Genomic DNA, 21901 nt, shown 5'->3' with positions numbered 1-21901 from the left:
CCGCACGAGGAGCAACGTGGACGTCGAAGACATCCGTTCCGACCTGACCGAGGTGCTCGTCACCGAGCAGGAGATCCACGCGAAGCTCGCCGAGCTCGCGCGCCGGGTCGAAGCCGACTACGGCGACACCCCGCCGTTGCTCGTGGGCGTGCTCAAGGGTGCCGTCATGGTCATGGCCGACTTCGCCCGCGAACTGTCGGTGCACGTCGAGATGGACTGGATGGCCGTCTCGAGCTACGGCGCCAGCACCGCGTCGAGCGGCGTCGTGCGCATTCTCAAAGACCTCGACACCGAGATCGCCGGGCGCGACGTGCTCATCGTCGAAGACATCATCGACTCGGGGCTCACGCTCTCGTGGCTGCGGTCGAACCTCGAGTCGCGCGGCGCGAAGAGCGTCAAGATCCTCGCCCTGCTGCGCAAGCCCGAAGCCGCGAAGGTGCAGGTCGACGTCGAGTACGTGGGCTTCGACATCCCGCCCGCCTTCGTGGTCGGCTACGGCCTCGACTACGCCGAGAAGTACCGCAACCTGCGGGCGATCGGCGTGCTCGCGCCGCACGTGTACAGCGACTGAGCGGCGCTCCGCTCCGCGCGAACATCCAGCGGCTGCCAACAGACGGCGCGATAGCCTGACAGGCACGATCCACCGGAAGAAAGGTGCGGGGCCGCCAGCCCGCCAGCCCATGAACCTCAAGAAGCTCGTCCGAGGCCCGTTCCTCTACATCATCGCCGGAGCCCTCGTGCTCTGGATCGGCTTCGCCCTGCTCGGCGGCATCGGCGGCTTCCGTCAGGTCAGCACGCAGCAGGGCCTCGAGTTTCTCGAGAACGAGCAGCTGACGAGCGTGAAGATCGTCGACGGCGAGCAGCGGGTCGACATCGTGCTCGCCGAGCCCGACGACGAGTTCGGGCAGAATGTGCAGTTCTACTACGTCGCGCCCCGTGGGCTCGCCGTCGTCGCCGCTGTCGACGCGGCGAACGTCGACGAGGAGTTCACCGACGAGGTGCCGCAGACCAACTTCTTCGTCAGCCTGCTCGGGCTGATCATCCCGTTCCTCATCATCGGCATCATCTTCTACTTCCTGCTCACGCGCCTGCAGGGCGGCGGCGGCCGCGTCATGCAGTTCGGCAAGTCGCGCGCCAAGCTCGTCAGCAAAGAGACCCCGCAGGTCACCTTCGCCGACGTGGCGGGGGCCGACGAGGCCATCGAAGAGCTCGAAGAGATCAAAGACTTCTTGAAAGACCCGACGCGGTTCCAGGCTGTCGGCGCGCGCATTCCCAAGGGCGTGCTGCTCTACGGCCCTCCCGGCACGGGCAAGACGCTTCTCGCGCGCTCGGTCGCGGGTGAGGCGGGGGTGCCGTTCTACTCGATCTCGGGCTCCGACTTCGTCGAGATGTTCGTGGGCGTCGGCGCGAGCCGCGTGCGCGACCTGTTCACGCAGGCCAAGGAGAACGCGCCGGCGATCATCTTCGTCGACGAGATCGACGCCGTCGGCCGTCACCGCGGCGCCGGCATGGGTGGCGGTCACGACGAGCGCGAGCAGACGCTCAACCAGATGCTCGTCGAGATGGACGGCTTCGACCCCAACACCAACGTCATCATGATCGCGGCGACCAACCGTCCCGACATCCTCGACCCCGCCCTGCTGCGCCCGGGCCGCTTCGACCGCCAGATCCAGGTCGACGCCCCTGACATGAAGGGCCGCGAGAAGATCCTGCAGGTGCACGCCAAGGGCAAGCCCATGGCCGAGAACGTCGACCTCGAGGTGCTCGCGCGCAAGACGCCCGGCTACACGGGCGCCGATCTGGCCAACGTGCTCAACGAGGCCGCGCTGCTCACGGCGCGTGCGCGTGAAGAGATCATCACGAACCAGGCCCTCGACGAGGCCGTCGACCGCGTCATGGCCGGCCCCCAGCGCCGCACGCGCATCATGCGCGACCACGAGAAGCTCATCACCGCCTACCACGAGGGCGGGCACGCCCTCGCGGCCGCCGCGATGCGCAACACCGACCCCGTCACGAAGGTCACGATCCTTCCGCGCGGGCGCGCCCTCGGCTACACGATGGTGCTGCCGATCGACGACAAGTACTCGGTGACCCGCAACGAGCTGCTCGACCAGCTGACGTACGCCATGGGCGGCCGTGTCGCGGAGGAGATCGTCTTCCACGACCCCACGACGGGCGCCTCGAACGACATCGAGAAGGCCACGGCCATCGCCCGCCGCATGGTGACCGAATACGGCATGAGCACCGACGTCGGCGCCATCAAGCTCGGCCAGTCGAGCGGCGAGGTGTTCCTCGGCCGCGACATGGGCCACCAGCGCGACTACAGCGAGAAGCTCGCCGAGCGCGTCGACGCCGAGGTGCGCGCACTCATCGAGCAGGCGCACGACGAGGCGTGGCAGGTCATCAACGACAACCGCGACATCCTCGACCGGCTCGCGACCGAACTGCTCGAGAAAGAGACGCTCGACCACTTGCAGCTCGCCGAGATCTTCGCCGACGTCAAGCGCCTGCCCGAGCGCCCGCAGTGGCTCTCGAGCAGCAAGCGCCCCCTGCCCGACCTGCCGCCCGTGAAGATGCCGACCAAGGCGCCCGTCGAGGCGGCGGCTCTCGCGAGCACGGCGCACGACGGCGAGCACCACGCCGCGACCGACGCCCCCGCACCGACGCGCGACTGAGCCGCACCATGCCCCCCATCGACACCGGTCGCATCGAGGCGGCCGTCGCCGAGATCCTGGCCGCGATCGGTGAGGATGCGCAGCGCCCCGGCCTACTGACGACCCCGCAGCGGGTCGCCGAGGCCTACGCCGAGTTCTTCGCCGGCGTCGGTGTCGACCCGGTGCCGCTGCTGCGTGATGAGCTCGCCACGCAGGATGCGCCCGAGCAGAAGGGCCAGATCGTGCTGCTGCGCGACATCGCGCTGCGCTCCATCTGCGAGCACCACCTGCTGCCGTTCACCGGGGTGGCGCACGTCGCCTACCTGCCCGCCGAGCGGCTCGTCGGCCTCGGCAGCATCGCCCGCACGGTCGAGACCCTCGCCTCGCGCCCGCAATTGCAGGAGCGCCTGGGTGAGGACATCGTCGCCGCGATCGACGCGGCCCTCGCCCCGCTCGGCGCTCTCGTCGTCATCGACGCGCGGCACGGCTGCGTCGGAGCCCGCGGCCCGCGGCAGGCCGAGAGCACGACCGTCACGGTCGCCGCGAGCGGGGCGCTCGCCGACCCGGTGCGCCGCGCCGAGGTGATGGCGCTCATCGGCGGAGGCACCGCGTGACAGCCTCGGCGCGACCTGAGCTCTGGGGCGTGCTCAACGTCACGCCCGACTCGTTCAGCGACGGCGGGCGCTTCGTCGACCCCGAGGCGGCTCTCGCGCAGGGGCGGCGCCTGGTCGCCGAGGGCGCATCCGTCATCGACGTCGGCGGCGAGTCGACCCGGCCGGGCGCCGAGCCCGTGGCGCCGGAGGTCGAGCGCGAGCGCGTGCTGCCCGTCGTGGCGGCGCTCGCCGCGGAGGGCATCCGCGTGTCGATCGACACCATGCATGCGAGCACGGCGGCGGCCGCCGTCGAGGCCGGCGCGAGAATCGTCAACGACGTCAGTGGCGGGCTCGCCGACTCGGCGATGCTCGAGACCGTCGCAGCACTGCGCACCCCGTATGTGCTCATGCACTGGCGCGGGCCGAGCGCGACGTGGGCTGCCGTGAGCGACTACGGCTGGGCGCCGCAGGATGTCACGACCGAGCTGCTGGGCCGCTGGCATGCCGCCCTCGAGGCGGGGGTGCAGCCCGAACGCCTGTGGGTCGACCCCGGGCTCGGCTTCGCCAAGCGCGCCGAGCACAACTGGCAGCTGCTCGCCGACCTCGGCACCCTGCGCACGATCGGAGCGCGCGTGCTTCTCGGCGCCTCGCGCAAGCGGTTCCTCGGCGCACTGCTGCCCGATGACGCCGCCGTCGATGAGCGCGACCTGCTGACCGCAGTGATCTCGGCCCTCACCGCAGGGCAGGTGGATGCTCTGCGCGTGCACGACGTGCGCTCCAGCGCCCGCGCCCTCGACGTGTGGCAGTCGATCGTCACCGCGGCCGCCGAGGCCCCGGCCTTCGGCGGCGCGTACCCCGCGAGCCCCCCGACCGACGCGCACGCGCGCGGCGACGCCATCACCCTCACGGGCCTGCGCGCCTTCGCGCATCACGGCGTCTTCGACCACGAGCGGCGCGACGGGCAGGAGTTCGTGATCGACGTCACCGCCCACCTCGACCTGCGTGGTGCCGGCAGCGATGACGAGCTCGCCTCGACCGTGCACTACGGCGTGCTCGCCGAGCAGGTCGTCGCCGCCGTCGAGCGCGACCCCGTCGACCTCATCGAGTCGGTCGCCGAACGCGTCGCGGGTGTCGTGCTGCGCCACGGCGCCGTGTGGCAGACCGAGGTCACCGTGCACAAGCCGCAGGCGCCCATCACCGTGCCCTTCGCCGATGTGAGCGTGACGATCGTGCGGGGGCGGTCGTGACGCAACCGCACGCCGCCACGGCCGTCATCGCGCTCGGCAGCAACCTCGGCGACCGCGAAGCCACGCTCGAGCGGGCGGTGGGCGCGCTCGACGCGCTGCCCGAGTCGAGCATCCTCGCCGTCTCGTCGTGGCACGGAACGGTCGCCCTGACGCTCGACGGGCTCGACCCCGAGAAGCCCGCCTACCTCAACGGCGTCGCCCTGCTGCAGACCCGCCTCGACCCCTACACGCTGCTCGAGGCGATGCGCGCGATCGAGAGCGAGAACGGCCGAGAGAGGGTCGAGCGCTGGGGAGACCGCACGCTCGACCTCGACCTCATCGCCCTCGACGAGCTCGAGATCGACTCCGACGTGCTGCAGCTGCCGCATCCCCGGGCGCACGAGCGCGACTTCGTGCTCGCGCCGTGGCTCGAGGTGCAGCCGGATGCTGTGCTCATCGGCCACGGACCGATCGCGAGCCTGCTCGCCGCACTGCGCGACAGCCACCCGACCAGCGGCAGCCCGGCGTGACCCGCACCCGCCCGCTCACCCTGATCGTCGCGGCGCTCATCGGCGTCGCCGCCGCCTTCGCCCTCGACACCGTGCTCGCGATGCGCGGCATCGCGGTGCTCGTGCCGCCCGTGTCACTCGCCGTCGCCCTCGTGCTCATCGCCGCCGTCATCGTCGCCCTCGCCTGGCCGGTGCGGCGCGCGGCACGGGGTGAGCGCCGCATCGACCCGTTCTACGCCCTGCGCGTGGTCGTGCTCGCGAAAGCCAGCGCGGTCGCCGGCGCGCTGCTCGCCGGGGGCGCCGCGGGCATCCTGATCTACCTGCTCACCCGGGCGGTCGTGCCGTTAGGCTCGACCGTGGCCGCCGGGGTCACCGTCGTCGCCGCCGTGATGCTCGTCATCGCGGCCCTCGTCGGCGAGCACTGGTGCGCCCTGCCGCCCGATGAGCCGACCGAGGAGACCCCCGCGTGACCACCACCGAGCCCACCGAGCCCACCGAGCCCGACGCCGCACCGAGCCGGCTCGAGCGCCCCGAGACCGAGTGGCAGCGCGTCTCGCCGAAGTACATCCCCGTCGACATGATCGGCACGCTCATCTTCGGCGCCATCGCGACGGCGGTCGCGTTCGTGCCGTTCTGGCTGGGCTGGGCCGAGGGGTGGATGCTCGGCGCGGGCATGGCCGCCATCTTCCTCATCGTGCTCGCCCTGACTCCGCGGCGCGTGCGCGCCATCGGCTACCTGCTGCGCGACGACGACCTCCTGTTCCGCCGCGGCATCATGTTCCAGCGCTTCGTGGCGGTGCCCTACGGGCGCATGCAGCTCGTCGACATCAGCCGCGGCCCCATCGCCCGCGCGTTCGGCCTCGCCGAGCTGAAGTTCGTGACGGCCGCCGCGTCGAGCGGCGTGCTCATCCCCGGCCTGCCGCTCGCCGAGGCCGAGAGCCTGCGCGACCACCTCGTGGCGGTCGCCGAGACCCGCCGGGCCGGGCTGTGACCGAGCACGACGCGCCCGGCGCGGTGCCGCCCGAGCCGGCGCCCGCTGCCCCGCCCGCCGCTCCGCTCGCCGCGCCGCCCGCGACCACCGACTTCGCCGACGGCGAGTGGCACCGGCTGCATCCGGCCACCCCCCTCTTCCGCGGCGGCCTCGCCTTCATCGCGATCATCGGCGTGCTCATCGTCAACCTGCGCGACCGTCTCTTCGAGATCTTCTTCGACGGGCAAGACGTCGATCTGCCGCCGACAGGTGGCGACCTCGAATCCGACGCCATCGACTTCATCGTGCGCGAAGAGCTCGTGCTCGTCGCCCTCCTCGTCGCTGTCGGGGTTCTGCTGCTGCTCATCGCCGGCTTCTACTTCAGCTGGCGCCTGCACACCTTCCGCATCACCGACGAGGTGGTCGAGGTGCGGTCGGGCATCCTGTTCCGCACCAATCGCAAGGCGCGGCTCGATCGCATCCAAGGCATCAACATCGGTCGCCCGTTCGTGCCCCGCCTGTTCGGGGCCGCGAAGCTCGAGATCTCGGTCGCCGGAAACGATGCGAGTGTGCCGCTCGCCTACCTGCGCGGCCGCGACGCCGACGCCCTGCGGCGCGACATCCTGCTGCTGGCGTCGGGCGCTCAGCGCTCCGCGGCGCCCGACGCCTCGCCCGACGGCGCAGCCTCGGGCATGGGTGGGATGCTCGACCAGCGCGTCTCCGAACTGCTCGCCCCCGAGCTCGACGTCGAGCTCGCCCAGCCCGAGTCGATCGTGCGCATGAACCCGGGCCGGCTCATCGGCTCGACCGTGCTCAGCGACACCACTCTCGTGCTCGTCGTCATGCTCATCGGTCTCGGCGTCACGATCGCCCTCTCGGGCGAGCTGTTCCTGCTGTTCGCGATGCTGCCGGGTCTCATCGGCATCGGCGGATTCCTGGTGGCCCGCATCACGCGCTCGCTGCGCTATTCGATCGCGGCGACGCCCGACGGTGTGCGGGTCGGCTTCGGCCTGCTCTCGACGACGAACGAGACCCTGCCGCCCGGTCGCATCCACTCCGTCAAGGTCAGCCAGCCGCTGCTCTGGCGCCCCGCCGGCTGGTGGCAGATCGCCGTCAACCGCGCCTCGCGCTCGTCGCAGAACGGCGCCGCCGGCCAGCAGCAGACCACCATCCTCCCGGTCGGCAACCTCGACGACGTGCGCGCCGTGCTGCGTCTGCTGCTGCCCGAGGTCGCCGTCGAGGCAGCGCTGCCGGTTCTCGAACTCGGGCTCTCCGGCCGCGGCGACGAGGGCGGCTTCACCGTGTCGCCCCGACGCGCCCGCGTGCTGCGCTGGTTCTCGCAGCCGCGCAATGGCTTCGCCCTCACCGACGCGGCCGTGCTGCTGCGCAAGGGCGCCATCTGGCGCTCGCTCACCATCGTGCCCCTCTCGCGCACGCAGTCGGTCGCCGTGCGGCAGGGCCCGGTGCTGCGCGCACTGCGGCTCGGCGAGGTGCACGTGCACACCGTGGCCGGGCCGATCATCCCGACCCTCGGCGCCCTCGACCGCACCGACGCGATGCGGCTGTTCGACGATGTCGCGGCGGCCTCGCTCGTCGCGGCGCGCACCGACACGAGCCATCGTTGGCGGCAGCGATGACCGCTCGCGACGGGCGGCTCGGCGTCGGCGTCGTCGGCGCCGGCCGGGTCGGTCCCGTGCTCGGCGCTGCTCTCGCCGCGGCGGGTCACGCGCTCGTCGGAGTCTCGGCGAGCACCGACGACGAGCGCGACCGCGTCGAGAGCATGCTGCCGGGCGTTCCCATGCTCGAGGTGCCGCAGCTGGTCGAGCGCAGCGAGCTCGTCATCCTCGCCGTGCCCGACGACCAGCTCGTCGAGCTTGTCGCCGGGCTCGCGGCGCTCGGAGCCTGGCAGGCAGGCCAGCTCGTGCTACACACCTCGGCCCGGTACGGCACGGCCGTGCTCGACCCCGCGCGGGCCGCGGGCGCCATACCGCTGGCCGTGCATCCGGCCCTCGCCTTCACCGGCACGAGCATCGACCTGGTGCGCCTGCGCGACGCGTGGTGCGCCGTCACCGCGCCCGGCCCGGTGCTGCCGATCGCGCAGGCTCTCGTGGTCGAGATGGGCGCCGAGCCCGTCGTCATCGCCGAGGACGACCGGCCCGCGTACGCCGAGGCGATCGCCGCGGCATCCACGTTCTCGACCGCGATCGTCGACCAATCCGTCGACGCCCTTCGGGCGATCGGCGTCGAGCAGCCGGGGCGGGTTCTCGGCGGCGTCGTGCGGTCGGCCGTCGAGAATGCGCTGCAGTCTGCCGTCGTCGATAGCATCGACCGGTGACCGACACGACCCCGCCCGCCGTCGAGACGACCATCGCGGGGCTTCGATCCCGCCTCGACGCGGCCCGCGCCGCCGGATCGACGGTCGCGCTCGTTCCCACGATGGGCTCGCTGCACGACGGCCATCTCGCTCTCGTCGAGCACGCGCGCGAGGTCGCCGACGTCGTCATCGTCTCGGTGTTCGTCAACCCGATGCAGTTCGGGCCCGCCGAAGACTTCGACCGGTATCCGCGCGACCTGACCGCCGATCGGGATGCCCTCAGCGGGCACGGCGTCACCGCCGTGTTCGCCCCCGCCGTCGACGAGATGTACCCCTCCGGCCCCGTACAGACCCGGGTCTCGGCGGGTGCGGTCGGCGGGCTCTACGAGGGGCGGTCGCGCGCCGGGCACTTCGACGGCGTGCTCACGGTCGTGGCCAAGCTGCTCGGCATCGTGCAGCCGCACATCACCGTCTTCGGCGAGAAAGACGCGCAGCAGGTGTTCCTCGTGCAGCGCATGGTGCGCGACCTCGACATCCGCACCCGCATCGAGGTCGTCGAGACCGTGCGCGCGCACGACGGCCTCGCGCTCTCGAGCCGCAACGCTTACCTCGACGAACGGCACCGCCGTGCGGCGCGCGCCATCCCCCAGGCGCTCGAGGCGGCGCAGTCGGCGGCCGATCGCGGCATCGACGCGATCGTCGCCGCCGCGCAGGGCGTGCTCATGGGCGCGACCGAGGTCGAGCTCGACTACTTCGCGGTCGTGCGACCCGACACGTTCCAGCCCGTCGACGACGACCACCGCGGCCCCGCGCGGGCGCTCATCGCGGCACGCGTCGGCACGACGCGGCTCATCGACACCGAGCTGCTGCACCTGGGCTGAGCCGGGTCGCGCGCGAGCATCCCGCGATCTGCCCAAATGAAGGAGCTCGCGACGATGGACGCGGCGTGTCGGGGCGACACGCCGACGAACTCAGCCCCGAGTCCTTCATTCGGGCGGCAATCCGGGCTGCGGGTGCCGCGCCCGGCCGCCGGTAGGCTGAAACGCTGAACCGAGGAGCCTGATGAGCGAGAACACCGCACCTGCCGAGCAGCCCGCCGAGCCGACGATCGAGGAGATCGCCGAGCAGAAGCAGGTGCGCCTCGACAAGCGGCAGCGCATGCTCGACGCCGGGCTCGCGCCCTACGCGATCGGCCTCGAGGTCACCACGACGATTCCGGATGTCCGCGCGCGGTTCCCCGAGCTCGCACCCGACACCGCCACGGGCGAGCGGGTCGCACTCGCCGGCCGCGTCGTCTTCTCGCGCAACACGGGCAAGCTGTGCTTCGCCACCCTGCAGTCGGGGGAGGGCAGCCGCATCCAGGTCATGCTGAGCCTCGCCGAGGTCGGCGACGAGAGCCTGGAGCGCTGGAAGGACCTCGTCGACCTGGGTGATCACGTCTTCGTCGAAGGCGAGGTCATCACGAGCCGGCGCGGCGAGCTGAGCATCATGACGAGCACGTGGGCGATCGCCGCGAAGGCCGTGCTGCCGCTGCCCAATCTGCACAGCGAGCTCAGCGACGAGACGCGCGTGCGGCAGCGCTACCTCGACCTGATCGTGCGCGAGCAGGCGCGTCAGACGGTGCGCGCCCGCGCCCTCGCCGTCGCCAGCCTGCGCAGCACCTTCGCGAGCCACGGCTATCTCGAGGTCGAGACGCCCATGCTGCAGACGATGCACGGCGGAGCATCCGCCCGCCCCTTCGTCACGCACTCGAACGCCTTCGACACCGAGCTGTTCTTGCGCATCGCGCCCGAACTGTTCCTCAAGCGTGCCGTCGTCGGCGGCATCGAGCGCGTCTATGAGATCAACCGCAACTTCCGCAACGAGGGTGCCGACTCGACGCACAGCCCCGAGTTCGCGATGCTCGAGGCGTACCAGGCCTACGGCGACTACCACCAGATGGCCGACCTGACGCAGGAGATGATCCAGAACGCCGCGATCGCCGTGGCTGGCTCGCCGGTCGTCACCTGGGCCGACGGCACCGAATACGACCTCGGCGGCGAGTGGGACCGCGTGAGCATGTACGACTCGCTCAGCGCGGCGGCGGGGGTCGAGATCACCCCGCAGACCCCCATGGCCGACCTGAAGAAGCTCGCCGACGCGGTCGACATCGAGATCGATCACCCGCTGCCCGGCAAGTACGTCGAAGAGCTGTGGGAGCACTTCGTGAAGGGCGACCTCGTGCGGCCGACCTTCGTCATGGACTTCCCCGTCGACACGAGCCCGCTCGTGCGCGAGCACCGCAGCATTCCCGGCGTCGTCGAGAAGTGGGATCTCTACGTGCGCGGCTTCGAGCTCGCCACGGCCTACTCCGAGCTCGTCGACCCGGTCATCCAACGCGAGCGGTTCGTCGCGCAGGCGGCGCTCGCCGCGGGCGGCGACCTCGAGGCGATGCAGCTCGACGAGGCCTTCCTGACCGCGCTCGAGCACGGCATGCCCCCGAGTGGCGGCATGGGCATGGGCATCGACCGGCTGCTGATGGCGCTCACGGGTCTCGGCATCCGCGAGACCATCCTCTTCCCGCTCGTGAAGTAGGGTCGCGGCTTGGCCACAGACGAGCTGACGCTGCCCGGCGACGACGAGAAGAAGCCGGCCATCAGCATGAACCGGCTGGCCCTGTGGCTCGTCGTGGGCGCGATCGGCGCCTATCTGCTGGTCTCGGGAGTGGTCGGCATCATCGCCAAGGGCTGAGCGTTGCTCATGCCCCCCGGACGGGGGACTGCGCTCGCGCGCCGACCGACTTAACCTGGGAACACCCATCACCCGAATTCGCGCGGATGCCCCCCAGCGCCCGCGCGCATCGCCCGACCCGAACGGCGATCCCATGATCTCTCACCGCCTCCGCGCTGTCGTCGCCGGCATCCCCATCGCCGTGCTCTCGACCATGCTCATCGCGAGCCCCGGCTTCGCCGCCGAGTCGCTCCGCATCTCGACACCCCTCGCCGGGTCGACCGTCTCCGGAGCCCTCGCGATCGAGGGCAGCATCGCCGGCGGGTCGCCCGTCGACCTCGGCCTCGCCCCCCAGAACCTCGGCGACTGCGGCACTCCGCTCGTCGAGAGCAGCGCCACGGTGGCGGGCGACCAGTTCAGCACGAGCATCGCCACGACGGCCGTGCCCGACGGCACCTACTGCGTCATCGCGGTGGCTGATGCAGGGCGCCTCTCGGCCGTGGTCGCCGACATCACGGTCGACAACACCGTCACCGAGCCGCTCGAGGGCCTGCAGCTGCCGACCGAGTCACTCGACGGCGGCACCACCGTCGCGGCTGCACCCGCGCCGTTCGCTGAGCTCGCCGTGCTCGGCCCGCTCGTGCTGGGGGCCACCGCCGCGCTCGCCGTGATCGTTCTCGGCCTCGGGCTGTGGGCGAAGCGCCGCACCGCCGCCTGATCGAGACGTCGCGGGGCGCCGCCCAGCCGGGTCGACGTATCCTTGACGCATGCCGGACGACTTCTGGGGCAACGCGGTCTTCTCGGTGACCCCGACGATCGTGATCGGGCTCATCTTCTGGTTCGCGATGCGCGCCATCATCCGGGCCGACCGTTCCGAGCGCGAGACGTTCACCGAGGTCGAGGCCGAAGAGCGGGCCCGCCTCGCCGCACGGCCCGACCCGCACGAGTAGCGCGACGCGCCCCGGCTGACGCCCATGCACGAGCCCGACCCCGTCGCCGCGACGCTCGACGCCGTGCACCGTGAGTTGAGCGAGCTCGACGAGGGCGCGCTCGCGACCTACATCCCGCCCCTCACGCTCGCCGACCCGCGCCTCTTCGGGCTCGCGGTCTGCAGCCCCGACGGTCGCCTCTGGTCGGTTGGCGACCACGCCGAGCCCTTCTCCATCCAGTCGATCTCGAAGGTCTTCGCCTTCGCGCTCGCCCTCGCCGACCGCGGTCTCGACGCCGTGCTCGAGCGGGTCGGCTGCGAGCCGAGCGGCGAGCGCTTCAACGCCATCTCGCTCGACGCCGAGACCGGCCGACCCGACAACCCCATGATCAACGCGGGCGCCATCGTCACGTGCTCGCTCGTCGCCGGAGACTCGGCCGCGCAGCGCTTCGGGCGCATCCTGAGCCTCATGAGCGCGTGCGCAGGGCGCGACCTCGTCGTCGACGAGGGTGTCTTCGCCGCCGAGCTCGAGACGGCCGACATGAACCGCGCCCTCGGCTACCTCATGCGCAGCGCCGGCTCGCTCACCGCCGACGTCGACGAGACGCTGTGGGTGTACCTGCGCCAGTGCGCCGTGCTCGTCACCGCCGACGACCTCGCCGTCATGGCCGCGACGCTCGCGGGCGGCGGCGTCAACCCCGTGACGGGCGTGCGCACCATGAGCAGCGAGGTCGCGCGGCACGTGCTGACCGTCATGGCCACGTGCGGCATGTACGACGCATCGGGCGAGTGGATGCTGCGCGTCGGCAGCCCGGCCAAGAGCGGTGTCGCGGGCGGGGTCATCACCGCGAGCCCGGCGACGTTCGGGCTCGGCCTCTACAGCCCGCTCCTGGATGCGCAGGGCAACAGCCTGCGCTCCGTGCGCGCGTGCGAACTGCTGGCCGAGCGCTTCTCGTGGCACGCGCTCGCCGTTCCCGGCGAGACGCTGCCGTCGGTGCAGCTGCCGCGCGGGCGGTAGCGGCGCGGGCGTCACTCGGGCCGATCGTGGGCCCGCAGCGCTCAGTCGCGCGGGCGCAGCCGCACGTCGGGCATGATCGGGGCGGGCAGGGCGTGGTCCCAGCCCTCGACGGTGCCGAAGCGACCGGCCGCGTCGCCGCCGTCGATCACCTCGGCCTGCCACTGCTCGCGGAATGCCACGATCTCGTCGTGGTCGCGGCCGATGAAGTTCCACCACATCACGATGGGTTCGCCGAGGGGCTCGCCGCCCAGCAGCAGCGCGCGCAGGGGGGAGTCGCCGGCCGCGATCCGCACCGACGAGCGACCGGGGGCCGCGTAGCCGAGGTGGGCGCCGGGGATCTCGACGCCGTCGAGGCGGGCGGTGCCCGCATCCACCAGCAGTCCGTGCTCGAAGCGCGCGTCGACGGGCAGGTCGACGCTCGTGCCGGCCGGCAGGTCGAGCTGCGCGCCGAGCAGCGCGGTGAAGGTGCGCACGGGGCTGGACGAGCCGGCGAGCTCGCCGACGAAGACCCGCAGCGTCGCGGTGCCGACCGTGATCGGCGCGGGCTCGGCGTGTTCGAAGAACGGCGCCGTGTGCCGATCGCGGTCGGGCAGGGCGACCCACAGTTGCGCGCCGTGCAGTCGCGTGGTCGTCGGCGTCGAGACCTCGGAGTGCTGGATGCCCGACCCCGCCGTCATGAGGTTGACCTCGCCGGGCCGCACCATCGCGTGCGCGCCAGTGGAGTCGCGGTGCTCGACCTCGCCCTCGAACAGCCAGCTGACCGTCTGCAGCCCCGTGTGCGGATGCGGCGGCACCGTCATGCCGCCCGTCTCGGCGACGTCGTCGGGGCCGTAGTGGTCGACGAAGCACCAGGCGCCGATGAGGCTGCGCTCGCGCTGCGGCAGCGTGCGGCGCACGGTCATCGCCCGCGGGCCGCCGAGCGGCACCTCGCGCGGTTCGAGCACGTGGATGCCCGCCGCGGGCCCATCGTGGCTGACGAGCTCGTCGGGCTCGGTCTCGAGGTTGCTCACCCGCTCACCCTACGTCGGCCTGTCTGTTCAGGGGTGTGTTCGTAACTCATGCTGAATCGGCCGATGTGCCGCAGTACTGCCGCACATTCGGCACCACAGCCTGAGTTACGAACGGGCCCGCCGCGTCAGGAGGGGTCGAACACGAGCAGCTCGCCGACCTCGCAGTCGAGCGCCTCGCAGATCGCCCGCAGCGTCGAGAACCTGATGGCCCGAGCGCGGTCGTTCTTGAGCACCGAGAGGTTGACGATGCTCACGCCGACGAGCTCGCTCAACCGCGTGAGCGTCATGCCGCGTTGCTCGAGCAGCTCGTCGAGCCGGCAGTGGATGCCCGTCTCCTCCGCATCGGAGACCGCTGGGCTCATCAGACCAGCCCGTCCGTCTCGCGCTGCAGCCGCTCGCCGACGCTGAACGCCGTGGTGATCAGGGCGACCACGAACGCGCCGATGGCGTAGGGCAGCAGATCGACCGCGATGACGACGTTGTCGAACTCGCCGTTCGAGATGGCCACGAACGCACCGTTGGCCGCCATATTCGCGAAGAACAGTGTCGACGCCGCACCGATGAGCACGGCGATGCCGGCCGTGCTCACGAGAATCGTGTTGCGCCGGGAGAAGATCGCGCCGCGGAGCACCGCGGTGCTGAGCGCGAGCAGGCAGGCGACGACGAGCGTGATGGTCGTGGCGGCGAGCACATCGCTGATGACGAGCGACACGAGCGAGGCCGTCGGCAGTTCGGTCGTGCTCAGTACAGCGCGGTCGAGTTCGATCTCGACGAGCGCGCCGTTCGGCCCGATGGGCGCCTGGGCGGGTGTGCCGGCGAACTCGGCGAGCACCGAGATGCTCGAGTCGCTGAGCGCTGCGCTGATGCGGATCACCGCTGCGGTGATCGCCCAGACGACGATGCCCACGCCCGACGCCATGAAGAAGCCGATGGCAGCGCGGTCGCCGGGTGACGGCATTCGAGTCGGTGAGGCACCGAGGGTGGTCATGGTTGCTCCTTCGTATCGGTAATCGTTAATAATGATAATCGATACGGTATCGGTGGGATGCGCCCGAGGCAACCCCCGTCACGCCTACGGCGAACACGGGCAGTTCTGCAGGGGTGCGCTGGTTACCCTCAATACAGCGGCTCCGCATCCCTTCGTCGGCGTCGCGTGAGGAGAGTGCGAGATGTTCGAACGGTTTACTGACCGGGCCCGACGTGTGGTCGTGCTGGCGCAAGAAGAAGCCAAGATGCTCAACCACAACTACATCGGCACCGAGCACATCCTCCTCGGCCTCATCCACGAGGGCGAGGGTGTCGCCGCGAAGGCGCTCGAGTCGCTCAACATCTCGCTCGACGCCGTGCGCGAGCAGGTGCAAGACATCATCGGCCAGGGGCAGCAGCAGCCGACCGGGCACATCCCGTTCACGCCGCGCGCCAAGAAGGTGCTCGAGCTGAGCTTGCGCGAGGCGCTGCAGCTCGGCCACAACTACATCGGTACCGAGCACATCCTGCTCGGGCTCATTCGCGAGGGCGAGGGCGTCGCCGCGCAGGTGCTCGTCAAGCTCGGCGCCGACCTCAACCGCGTGCGCCAGCAGGTCATCCAGCTGCTCTCGGGCTACCAGGGCAAAGAGGCCGTCGCCGTCGGTGGCGACAGCCCCAGCCCCGACAAGGGCTCGCAGGTGCTCGACCAGTTCGGCCGCAACCTCACCGCGGCCGCGCGCGAAGGCAAGCTCGACCCCGTCATCGGGCGCGAGAAGGAGGCCGAGCGGGTCATGCAGATCCTCTCGCGCCGCTCGAAGAACAACCCCGTGCTGATCGGCGAGCCCGGCGTCGGCAAGACCGCCGTCGTCGAGGGCCTCGCCCAGGCCATCGTCAAGGGCGAGGTGCCCGAGACGCTCAAAGACAAGCAGCTGTACTCGCTCGACCTCGGTTCGCTCATCGCGGGCAGCCGCTACCGCGGCGACTTCGAGGAGCGCCTCAAGAAGGTCACGAAGGAGATCCGCACGCGCGGCGACATCATCGTCTTCATCGACGAGATCCACACCCTCGTGGGTGCGGGTGCCGCCGAGGGCGCGATCGATGCGGCGAGCATCCTGAAGCCGTTGCTGGCCCGCGGCGAGCTGCAGACCATCGGAGCGACCACGCTCGACGAGTACCGCAAGCACTTCGAGAAGGATGCTGCGCTCGAGCGCCGCTTCCAGCCCGTGCAGGTCAACGAGCCCTCGCTGCCGCACGCCATCAACATCCTCAAGGGGCTTCGCGACAAGTACGAGGCGTTCCACAAGGTCTCGATCACCGACGGCGCGATCGTCGCCGCCGTGAACCTGGCCGACCGCTACGTGCAAGACCGCTTCTTGCCCGACAAGGCGATCGACCTGATCGACGAGGCCGGCGCCCGCCTGCGCCTGTCGATCCTCTCGGCGCCGCCCGAGCTGCGCGAGTTCGACGAGAAGATCGCCGGCGTGCGCACCGAGAAGGAACTGGCGATCGAGAACCAGGACTTCGAGAAGGCCGCTTCGCTTCGGGACGACGAGAAGAAGCTGCTCGGTGAGCGCCTTCGGCTCGAGAAGCAGTGGCGCGCCGGCGAGGTCGCCGCGAGCGGCACCGTCGACGAGGGCGTCATCGCCGAGGTGCTCGCCCAGGCCACGGGTATCCCCGTCTTCAAGCTGACGGAGGAGGAGTCGAGCCGCCTCATCTTCATGGAGAAGGCCCTGCACCAGCGGGTCATCGGCCAGGAGGAGGCGATCTCGGTGCTCGCCAAGACGATCCGCCGCACGCGCGCGGGCCTGAAAGACCCGAAGCGCCCCTCGGGCTCGTTCATCTTCGCCGGCCCCACGGGTGTCGGAAAGACCGAGCTCGCCAAGGCGCTCGCCGAGTTCCTGTTCGACGACGAAGGCGCGCTCATCGCGCTCGACATGTCGGAGTACGGCGAGAAGCACACCGTCTCGCGCCTGTTCGGAGCCCCTCCCGGCTTCGTCGGCTTCGAGGAGGGCGGCCAGCTGACCGAGAAGGTGCGGCGCAAGCCGTTCAGCGTCGTGCTCTTCGACGAGATCGAGAAGGCGCACCCCGACATCTTCAACTCGCTGCTGCAGGTGCTCGAAGAGGGTCGTCTGACCGACGGTCAGGGCCGCGTCGTCGACTTCAAGAACACGGTCATCATCATGACGACCAACCTCGGCACGAAAGACATCACGGGTGGTCCGGTGGGCTTCACGCTCGAGGGCAACGCCGCGGCGTCGTACTCGGCCATGCGCGCGAAGGTCGTGGAGGAGCTCAAGAAGCACTTCAAGCCGGAGTTCCTCAACCGCGTCGACGAGACGATCGTCTTCCCGCAGCTGAACCAGGACGAGCTGCTGCAGATCGTCGACCTCTTCGTGAAGCGCCTGCGCGAGCGCCTGCTCGACCGCGACATGACGATCGAGGTGAGCGACGCCGCCAAGGCACAGCTCATCAAGGTCGGCTGGGATCCGACGATGGGCGCCCGCCCGCTGCGGCGTGCGGTGCAGCATGAGATCGAAGACGCGCTGAGCGAGCGCATCCTGCACGGCGACCTCAACGCGGGCGACCACGTCGCGGTCGACTTCGTCGACGGGGCGTTCACCTTCGCCACGACGCGCAAGGAGCTCGCGGCGGTCGAGGCCGGGGCCAGCGCGTCGGCGTCGATCGGAGCGGACGAGCTGCCGCCCGTCGAGTAGCCCGCGACGAGCATCCGAAGCGCCCTGTCCGGTCACCCCGGGCGGGGCGCTTCGGCGTGCGGGCGGCCGTAGGCTGGCACCGTGACGAGTACCGGGTTCAGCGTGCGGCGCGCCCGCACGAGCGACGTCCGCGCCATCAAGCAGCTGGTCGAGCCGCTCGTGCAGCGCGGCATCTTGCTCGGCAAAGAGCTCGTCGTGTTCTTCGAGTCGCTGCAGGAGTTCCGGGTCGCCGTCGACGATGCGACGGGCGACGTCATCGGCTGCGGTGCCGTGCACGTGATCTGGGAAGACCTCGGCGAGATCCGCACGCTCGCGGCGAGCGATGCGTGGCGCGGCCGCGGAGTCGGCCACGCACTGCTCGAGAGCCTCGAAGACGACGCGCGGTCTCTCGGCCTGCAGCGACTGTTCTGCCTGACGTTCGAAGTCGAGTTCTTCGGCCGGCACGGCTTCGCCCCGATCGATGAGCAGCTGCTCGTCGACCCGGAGGTCTACGCCGAGCTCGTGCGCTCACCCGATGAGGGCGTCGCCGAGTTCCTCGACCTCTCGCGCGTCAAGCCCAACACGCTCGGCAACACCCGCATGCTCAAAGTTCTCTAGAGGCGGCTGAGCGTTCGGGCACACGCCGAGCGGGCATCCCGCCACCGCCGCGAACCGGGCCTACCCTGTCGGCATGTCGACGATCCGAAACCCTGTCGGGCCGCTGCCGCCGGAGGTCTACTGGCGCCGCCGGATCGTCGTGGGTGTCGTCGCGCTCGCGGTGCTGCTGATCATCGTGCTCATCATCGTCCGGCCCGGCACGGCAGACCCCGCCGAGCAGCCGACCCCCGACCCGCAGACGAGCGAGACGGCCGACCCCGGCGAGCCGGGCGATGCGCCCGCGACCGGCGACGCCGCGGCGTGCACCCCCTCGCAGGTGACGGTCACTCCCGTGACCGACGCCGAGGTCTACCCGGCCGGTCAGCAGCCGCTGCTCTCGCTCACCCTGCTCAACATCGGCACGACAGCGTGCACGATGCAGGCCGGCAGCGATGTGCAGAGCTATGTGATCACCTCGGGCAGCGATCGCATCTGGGCGTCGACTGACTGCCAAGAGCCGGGTGTCGCCGCCGAGGTGACGCTCGAGCCGGGCGAGCCTCTGACGAGCACGCCCTTCGCCTGGAGCCGCACGCGCTCGAGCGCCGACGACTGCACCTCCGAGCGTGACCCCGTCATCGCAGGCGGTGCGACCTACCGCCTGAGCGTGAGCGTGGGCGAGTTCGAGAGCGCCGACGACCGCCCGTTCATCCTCAACTAGGGCTCGTCGACCGCGCGTAGGCTGTTCGGGATGCCCAAGAAGAAGCCCGCGAAACGCCCCGGCTCCTCGCAGCCGCGCCGCACCGCCTCCGGCCACCTCGCTCCGCTGCCCCCTTCGCTACTCCCACCCGAGCAGCGACTGGATGCCGCCCTCGAGAAGCAGGATGCCGCGGCCGTCGCGTTCGCCCTGCGCAACGATCGCGTGATCGTTCCGCTGCTCGTGGTCGACGGCCCTGCGCAGGTGCGGGTGTTCCGCCGCGGTGAGTCCGACAAGTACATGCTGCTGCTCTTCTCGAGCCCGCAGACCTACATCGCGATGGTTCCCGACGAGCCCGAGCACCGCGTGCTGCCGTACGACGGCGAGACGCTCAGGGAGTTTCTCGAGCAGAACATCGGCGTGCTCGAGGCCGTGTGGTTCGACGTGGCGGGCCCGCACGCGATGCAGGCCGACCCGCAAGACGTGCTCGACGCCCTGCGGCTGCCGACTCCGTCGGAGTAGCTCGGCAGCCGTCGAGTCGACGGGGGGTTTCGTCGTCGGCCTGCCAATGCCGTGCGTTCCGGCTGGCACCGTGCGCCGCGGTGCACAGTCTCGACCGAAGCGCACGTGTTCGGCGTCGACGCGCGCGCCTCGCGGACATGTCGCGTACCCGATGTCAGATGCTGGGCGCCCGCGGTGACCTGACGTGCAACGCGTGGTGACCCGACCCACTGACCGCGGTGGCGCGGCGGCCGACAGTGCACGCGCGGTGAGGCTCAGAACTCGGGGACGTCGAGCTTCTCGTCGTGCGCGCTCGCGAACGCGAGCCGCACGGCTTCGCGCAGGTGCAGGGCCGAGGCGTCGATCACCGTGGTGTAGCCGAGGCGCGCGCCTTCGGCTGCGCGCTGCGGGGCGCCCGACACCGCGCGGATCTCGCCGGCGAGACTGATCTCTCCGATCGCCGCGAGGTGGGCATCCAGCGCCTTCTCGCGGCGCGCGCTCGCGACGGCCAGGGCGATCGCGAGGTCGGCCGCGGGCTCGGTGAGGCGGATTCCGCCGACGGTCGAGACGTACACGTCGAAACCGCTGAGCGGCATGCCGCAGCGGCGCTCGAGCACGGCGAGCAGCATGGCGACGCGCGACGAGTCGACGCCGTTGACGACGCGTCTCGGCTGCGGCGCGTTCGAGGCGACGATGAGCGCCTGCACCTCGACGGGCAGGGCGCGGCGGCCCTCCATGGCGATGGCGACGCACGTGCCGCTCACGGGGGTGGTCGACCCCGAGCGGAACAGGATCGACGGGTCGGCGACCTCGGCGATGCCGTCGCCCGTCATCTCGAAGCACCCGACCTCGTCGGTCGGCCCGAAGCGGTTCTTGAGCGCGCGCACGAAGCGCAGCGCCGTCTGGCGGTCGCCCTCGAACTGGCACACGACGTCGACGAGGTGCTCGAGCAGCCGGGGGCCCGCGATCGTGCCGTCTTTCGTCACGTGGCCGACGAGAACGACGGGGATGTCGCGGTCTTTCGCGACGCGGATGAGCGTGGCCGCGACCTCCCGCACCTGCGAGACCCCGCCCGCGAGCCCGTCGACGAGCGAGGAGGCGACGGTCTGCACCGAGTCGACGATCACGAGGGCGGGTTGTACTTCGTCGATCTGGCCGAGGATCGTCGCGAGGTCGGTTTCCGAAGCCAGGTAGAGCTCGGGGGTCAGCGCATCCGTGCGCCCCGCGCGCAGCCGCACCTGCGCCACCGACTCTTCGGCGCTCACGTAGAGCACGCGCTGGCCGAGCTTCGCGGCGCGCGCGGCGACCTCGAGCAGCAGTGTCGACTTGCCGACCCCGGGTTCGCCCGAGAGCAGGATGGCGGCGCCGGGCACGATGCCGCCGCCGAGCACGCGATCGAACTCGGCGATGCCGGTGGGGGTGTGGCTCTCGCCCCGCGGTTCGATCGACGTGATGGGGCGGGCAGCGCGGCCTTCGGCGACCCGGGCCGGCGCGGTGTGCCGCGTCGGCGCATCCTTCTCGATGACGGTGCCCCACTGCTGGCACTCGCCGCAGCGGCCGGCCCACTTCAGCGTTGTCCACCCGCACTCGGTGCAGACGAAGTTCGCGGTCGGTTTGGCCATGGTGGCTTCAGACTACGACGCAGCACCGACCTCGCGAGCCCGGCGGTTGACCGCCGCGGCGAAGGCCGACTCCCACACCCGGTAGCCGAGGGCCGAGGGGTGGAACTGGTCCCACGTGAACTCGGGCCACGAGCCCCAACCGCGCCGCTTCTCGGTCACGCGGTGCAGGGGCGCGAACGCCATGCCGCGGTCGTGCACGAGGTCGGCGATCATGCGCGAGGCGATCACGGCATCCAGCTCGCGGTCGCCGAAATGGAAGCACGGCAGGTCGGCGACGATCGCGTGCTCCGGCAGGCCCGCGATCAGCCGCGTGTACTCGTCGGCGAACCGCCCGGCATCGAAGTTCACCATGTCGTTGGCGCCGATCGCGACTGTCACGAGGTCGGGCTTGAGCTCGGCGAGCTCGGGCAGCTGCTGCTCGAGCGCATCGCCGAGACGAGCGCCGTAGCGCGAGAGGTTGACGATGCGCACCGTGCGACCCGTGTGCCGCTGCAGCCGCGCGGCGAGCAGGCCGACGTAGCTCGCGTCGAGGTCGCGCGCCCCCACCCCCTGCGCCGCCGAGTCGCCGACCGCCACGTAGAGCAGCTCGCCCGGCTCGGTCGCGCGCCGCTGCCAGGCTCGTTGCCGCGCCGTCGTGAACGGCGTGCGCAGCGACCAGGTCATGCCCGAATCGTAGCGATGCCGATGGATGCTCGCCGCCCGTCACGCCTCGGTTCGACCCGCCCGCTCGCCTGTACTAAACTCTCCCGCGGTGACGTGTCCGAGCGGCCGAAGGTGCAACTCTCGAAAAGTTGTGTGGGTGTTGAGCCCACCGTGGGTTCAAATCCCACCGTCACCGCCACTGTCCTGTCTCAGGACATAGGAAACCTCCGAACCTATTGGTTCGGAGGTTTCCTG

The 21901-nt window shown here is 70.8% G+C and carries 24 protein-coding genes and 1 tRNA gene; 20 read left to right on the top strand and 5 right to left on the bottom strand.

Annotated features, from left to right (window positions below; translation table 11 throughout):
* The first annotated feature begins 16 nt into the window (after positions 1–16).
* The 15 genes from hpt (at position 17) to glsA (ending at position 12921) form a co-directional block, all read left to right on the top strand.
* Positions 17–571, top strand: coding sequence for a hypoxanthine phosphoribosyltransferase (hpt, locus tag ACTIE9_RS04830; protein WP_439564445.1), 555 nt, complete (start codon positions 17–19; stop codon positions 569–571).
* A gap of 109 nt (positions 572–680) precedes the next feature.
* Positions 681–2675, top strand: a complete 1995-nt coding sequence (gene ftsH / locus ACTIE9_RS04825; protein WP_439564444.1) for an ATP-dependent zinc metalloprotease FtsH — start codon at positions 681–683, stop codon at positions 2673–2675.
* A gap of 8 nt (positions 2676–2683) precedes the next feature.
* Positions 2684–3268 carry a GTP cyclohydrolase I gene (gene folE / locus ACTIE9_RS04820; protein WP_439564443.1) on the top strand — a complete coding sequence of 195 codons (585 nt, stop codon included), beginning with the start codon at positions 2684–2686 and terminating at the stop codon, positions 3266–3268.
* On the top strand, positions 3265–4494 hold the full coding sequence (gene folP / locus ACTIE9_RS04815; RefSeq protein ID WP_439564442.1) for a dihydropteroate synthase: 1230 nt from the start codon (positions 3265–3267) through the stop codon (positions 4492–4494). The genes folE and folP overlap by 4 nt, the downstream gene beginning before the upstream one ends.
* The gene (gene folK / locus ACTIE9_RS04810) at positions 4491–5003 is read left to right on the top strand and encodes a 2-amino-4-hydroxy-6-hydroxymethyldihydropteridine diphosphokinase (RefSeq protein ID WP_439564441.1); all 513 of its coding nucleotides are present in this window, start codon (positions 4491–4493) and stop codon (positions 5001–5003) included. The genes folP and folK overlap by 4 nt, the downstream gene beginning before the upstream one ends.
* Positions 5000–5452 (top strand): DUF3180 domain-containing protein, encoded by a 453-nt coding sequence (locus ACTIE9_RS04805; RefSeq protein ID WP_439564440.1) that lies wholly within the window; start codon positions 5000–5002, stop codon positions 5450–5452. The genes folK and ACTIE9_RS04805 overlap by 4 nt, the downstream gene beginning before the upstream one ends.
* On the top strand, positions 5449–5973 hold the full coding sequence (locus ACTIE9_RS04800) for a PH domain-containing protein (RefSeq protein WP_439564439.1): 525 nt from the start codon (positions 5449–5451) through the stop codon (positions 5971–5973). The genes ACTIE9_RS04805 and ACTIE9_RS04800 overlap by 4 nt, the downstream gene beginning before the upstream one ends.
* The gene (locus ACTIE9_RS04795; RefSeq protein ID WP_439564438.1) at positions 5970–7589 is read left to right on the top strand and encodes a PH domain-containing protein; all 1620 of its coding nucleotides are present in this window, start codon (positions 5970–5972) and stop codon (positions 7587–7589) included. Before ACTIE9_RS04800 ends, ACTIE9_RS04795 begins: the two co-directional genes overlap by 4 nt.
* Entirely contained in the window at positions 7586–8287 is a 702-nt protein-coding gene (locus tag ACTIE9_RS04790) for a DUF2520 domain-containing protein (protein ID WP_439564437.1), read from the top strand. Before ACTIE9_RS04795 ends, ACTIE9_RS04790 begins: the two co-directional genes overlap by 4 nt.
* Entirely contained in the window at positions 8284–9147 is an 864-nt protein-coding gene (gene panC, locus ACTIE9_RS04785) for a pantoate--beta-alanine ligase (RefSeq protein ID WP_439564436.1), read from the top strand. Before ACTIE9_RS04790 ends, panC begins: the two co-directional genes overlap by 4 nt.
* A 181-nt stretch (positions 9148–9328) precedes the next feature.
* The gene (gene lysS, locus ACTIE9_RS04780) at positions 9329–10840 is read left to right on the top strand and encodes a lysine--tRNA ligase (protein ID WP_439564435.1); all 1512 of its coding nucleotides are present in this window, start codon (positions 9329–9331) and stop codon (positions 10838–10840) included.
* 9 nt (positions 10841–10849) lie between these two features.
* Entirely contained in the window at positions 10850–10996 is a 147-nt protein-coding gene (locus ACTIE9_RS04775) for a hypothetical protein (protein WP_439564434.1), read from the top strand.
* A 133-nt stretch (positions 10997–11129) separates the two neighbouring features.
* A complete protein-coding gene (locus tag ACTIE9_RS04770; protein ID WP_439564433.1) occupies positions 11130–11693 on the top strand; it encodes a hypothetical protein in 564 nt (187 codons plus the stop codon).
* 49 nt (positions 11694–11742) lie between these two features.
* The gene (locus tag ACTIE9_RS04765; RefSeq protein WP_439564432.1) at positions 11743–11925 is read left to right on the top strand and encodes a hypothetical protein; all 183 of its coding nucleotides are present in this window, start codon (positions 11743–11745) and stop codon (positions 11923–11925) included.
* A gap of 24 nt (positions 11926–11949) precedes the next feature.
* Positions 11950–12921 (top strand): glutaminase A, encoded by a 972-nt coding sequence (gene glsA, locus ACTIE9_RS04760; protein WP_439564431.1) that lies wholly within the window; start codon positions 11950–11952, stop codon positions 12919–12921.
* 41 nt (positions 12922–12962) lie between these two features.
* Here the strand turns inward: glsA and ACTIE9_RS04755 are convergent, their stop codons facing one another.
* From ACTIE9_RS04755 to ACTIE9_RS04745, 3 genes are all read right to left on the bottom strand, one after another.
* Positions 12963–13931, bottom strand: coding sequence for a pirin family protein (locus ACTIE9_RS04755; protein WP_439564430.1), 969 nt, complete (start codon positions 13929–13931; stop codon positions 12963–12965).
* A gap of 125 nt (positions 13932–14056) precedes the next feature.
* Entirely contained in the window at positions 14057–14293 is a 237-nt protein-coding gene (locus ACTIE9_RS04750; RefSeq protein WP_439564429.1) for a helix-turn-helix domain-containing protein, read from the bottom strand.
* On the bottom strand, positions 14293–14919 hold the full coding sequence (locus ACTIE9_RS04745; protein WP_439564428.1) for a hypothetical protein: 627 nt from the start codon (positions 14917–14919) through the stop codon (positions 14293–14295). The genes ACTIE9_RS04750 and ACTIE9_RS04745 overlap by 1 nt, the downstream gene beginning before the upstream one ends.
* 181 nt (positions 14920–15100) lie before the next feature.
* Here ACTIE9_RS04745 and ACTIE9_RS04740 point away from each other — a divergent pair, with 181 nt between their 5' ends.
* The 4 genes from ACTIE9_RS04740 (at position 15101) to ACTIE9_RS04725 (ending at position 19403) form a co-directional block, all read left to right on the top strand.
* Positions 15101–17611 carry an ATP-dependent Clp protease ATP-binding subunit gene (locus ACTIE9_RS04740; protein ID WP_439564427.1) on the top strand — a complete coding sequence of 837 codons (2511 nt, stop codon included), beginning with the start codon at positions 15101–15103 and terminating at the stop codon, positions 17609–17611.
* A gap of 81 nt (positions 17612–17692) precedes the next feature.
* Entirely contained in the window at positions 17693–18208 is a 516-nt protein-coding gene (locus ACTIE9_RS04735) for an amino-acid N-acetyltransferase (protein WP_439564426.1), read from the top strand.
* A gap of 73 nt (positions 18209–18281) precedes the next feature.
* Positions 18282–18905: a DUF4232 domain-containing protein gene (locus tag ACTIE9_RS04730; RefSeq protein WP_439564425.1), complete on the top strand. Its 624-nt coding sequence runs from the start codon at positions 18282–18284 to the stop codon at positions 18903–18905.
* A gap of 30 nt (positions 18906–18935) precedes the next feature.
* Positions 18936–19403 (top strand): SseB family protein, encoded by a 468-nt coding sequence (locus ACTIE9_RS04725; protein ID WP_439564424.1) that lies wholly within the window; start codon positions 18936–18938, stop codon positions 19401–19403.
* A 254-nt stretch (positions 19404–19657) separates the two neighbouring features.
* On the opposite strand, the gene radA is transcribed toward ACTIE9_RS04725, so the two are convergent.
* Together radA and ACTIE9_RS04715 are read right to left on the bottom strand one after the other, a co-directional pair.
* Positions 19658–21004 carry a DNA repair protein RadA gene (gene radA / locus ACTIE9_RS04720; RefSeq protein ID WP_439564423.1) on the bottom strand — a complete coding sequence of 449 codons (1347 nt, stop codon included), beginning with the start codon at positions 21002–21004 and terminating at the stop codon, positions 19658–19660.
* A gap of 12 nt (positions 21005–21016) precedes the next feature.
* Entirely contained in the window at positions 21017–21667 is a 651-nt protein-coding gene (locus ACTIE9_RS04715; RefSeq protein ID WP_439564422.1) for an SGNH/GDSL hydrolase family protein, read from the bottom strand.
* A gap of 87 nt (positions 21668–21754) precedes the next feature.
* Here ACTIE9_RS04715 and ACTIE9_RS04710 point away from each other — a divergent pair.
* Positions 21755–21845, top strand: a tRNA-Ser gene (locus ACTIE9_RS04710).
* Positions 21846–21901 lie beyond the last annotated feature (56 nt).

The sequence above is a fragment of the Microcella sp. genome, assembly GCF_051860105.1.
Taxonomy (GTDB): Bacteria; Actinomycetota; Actinomycetes; order Actinomycetales; family Microbacteriaceae; genus Microcella.
Note: the sequence above shows the minus strand (reverse complement) of the source record. Positions and strands in the feature narration are given on the sequence as shown.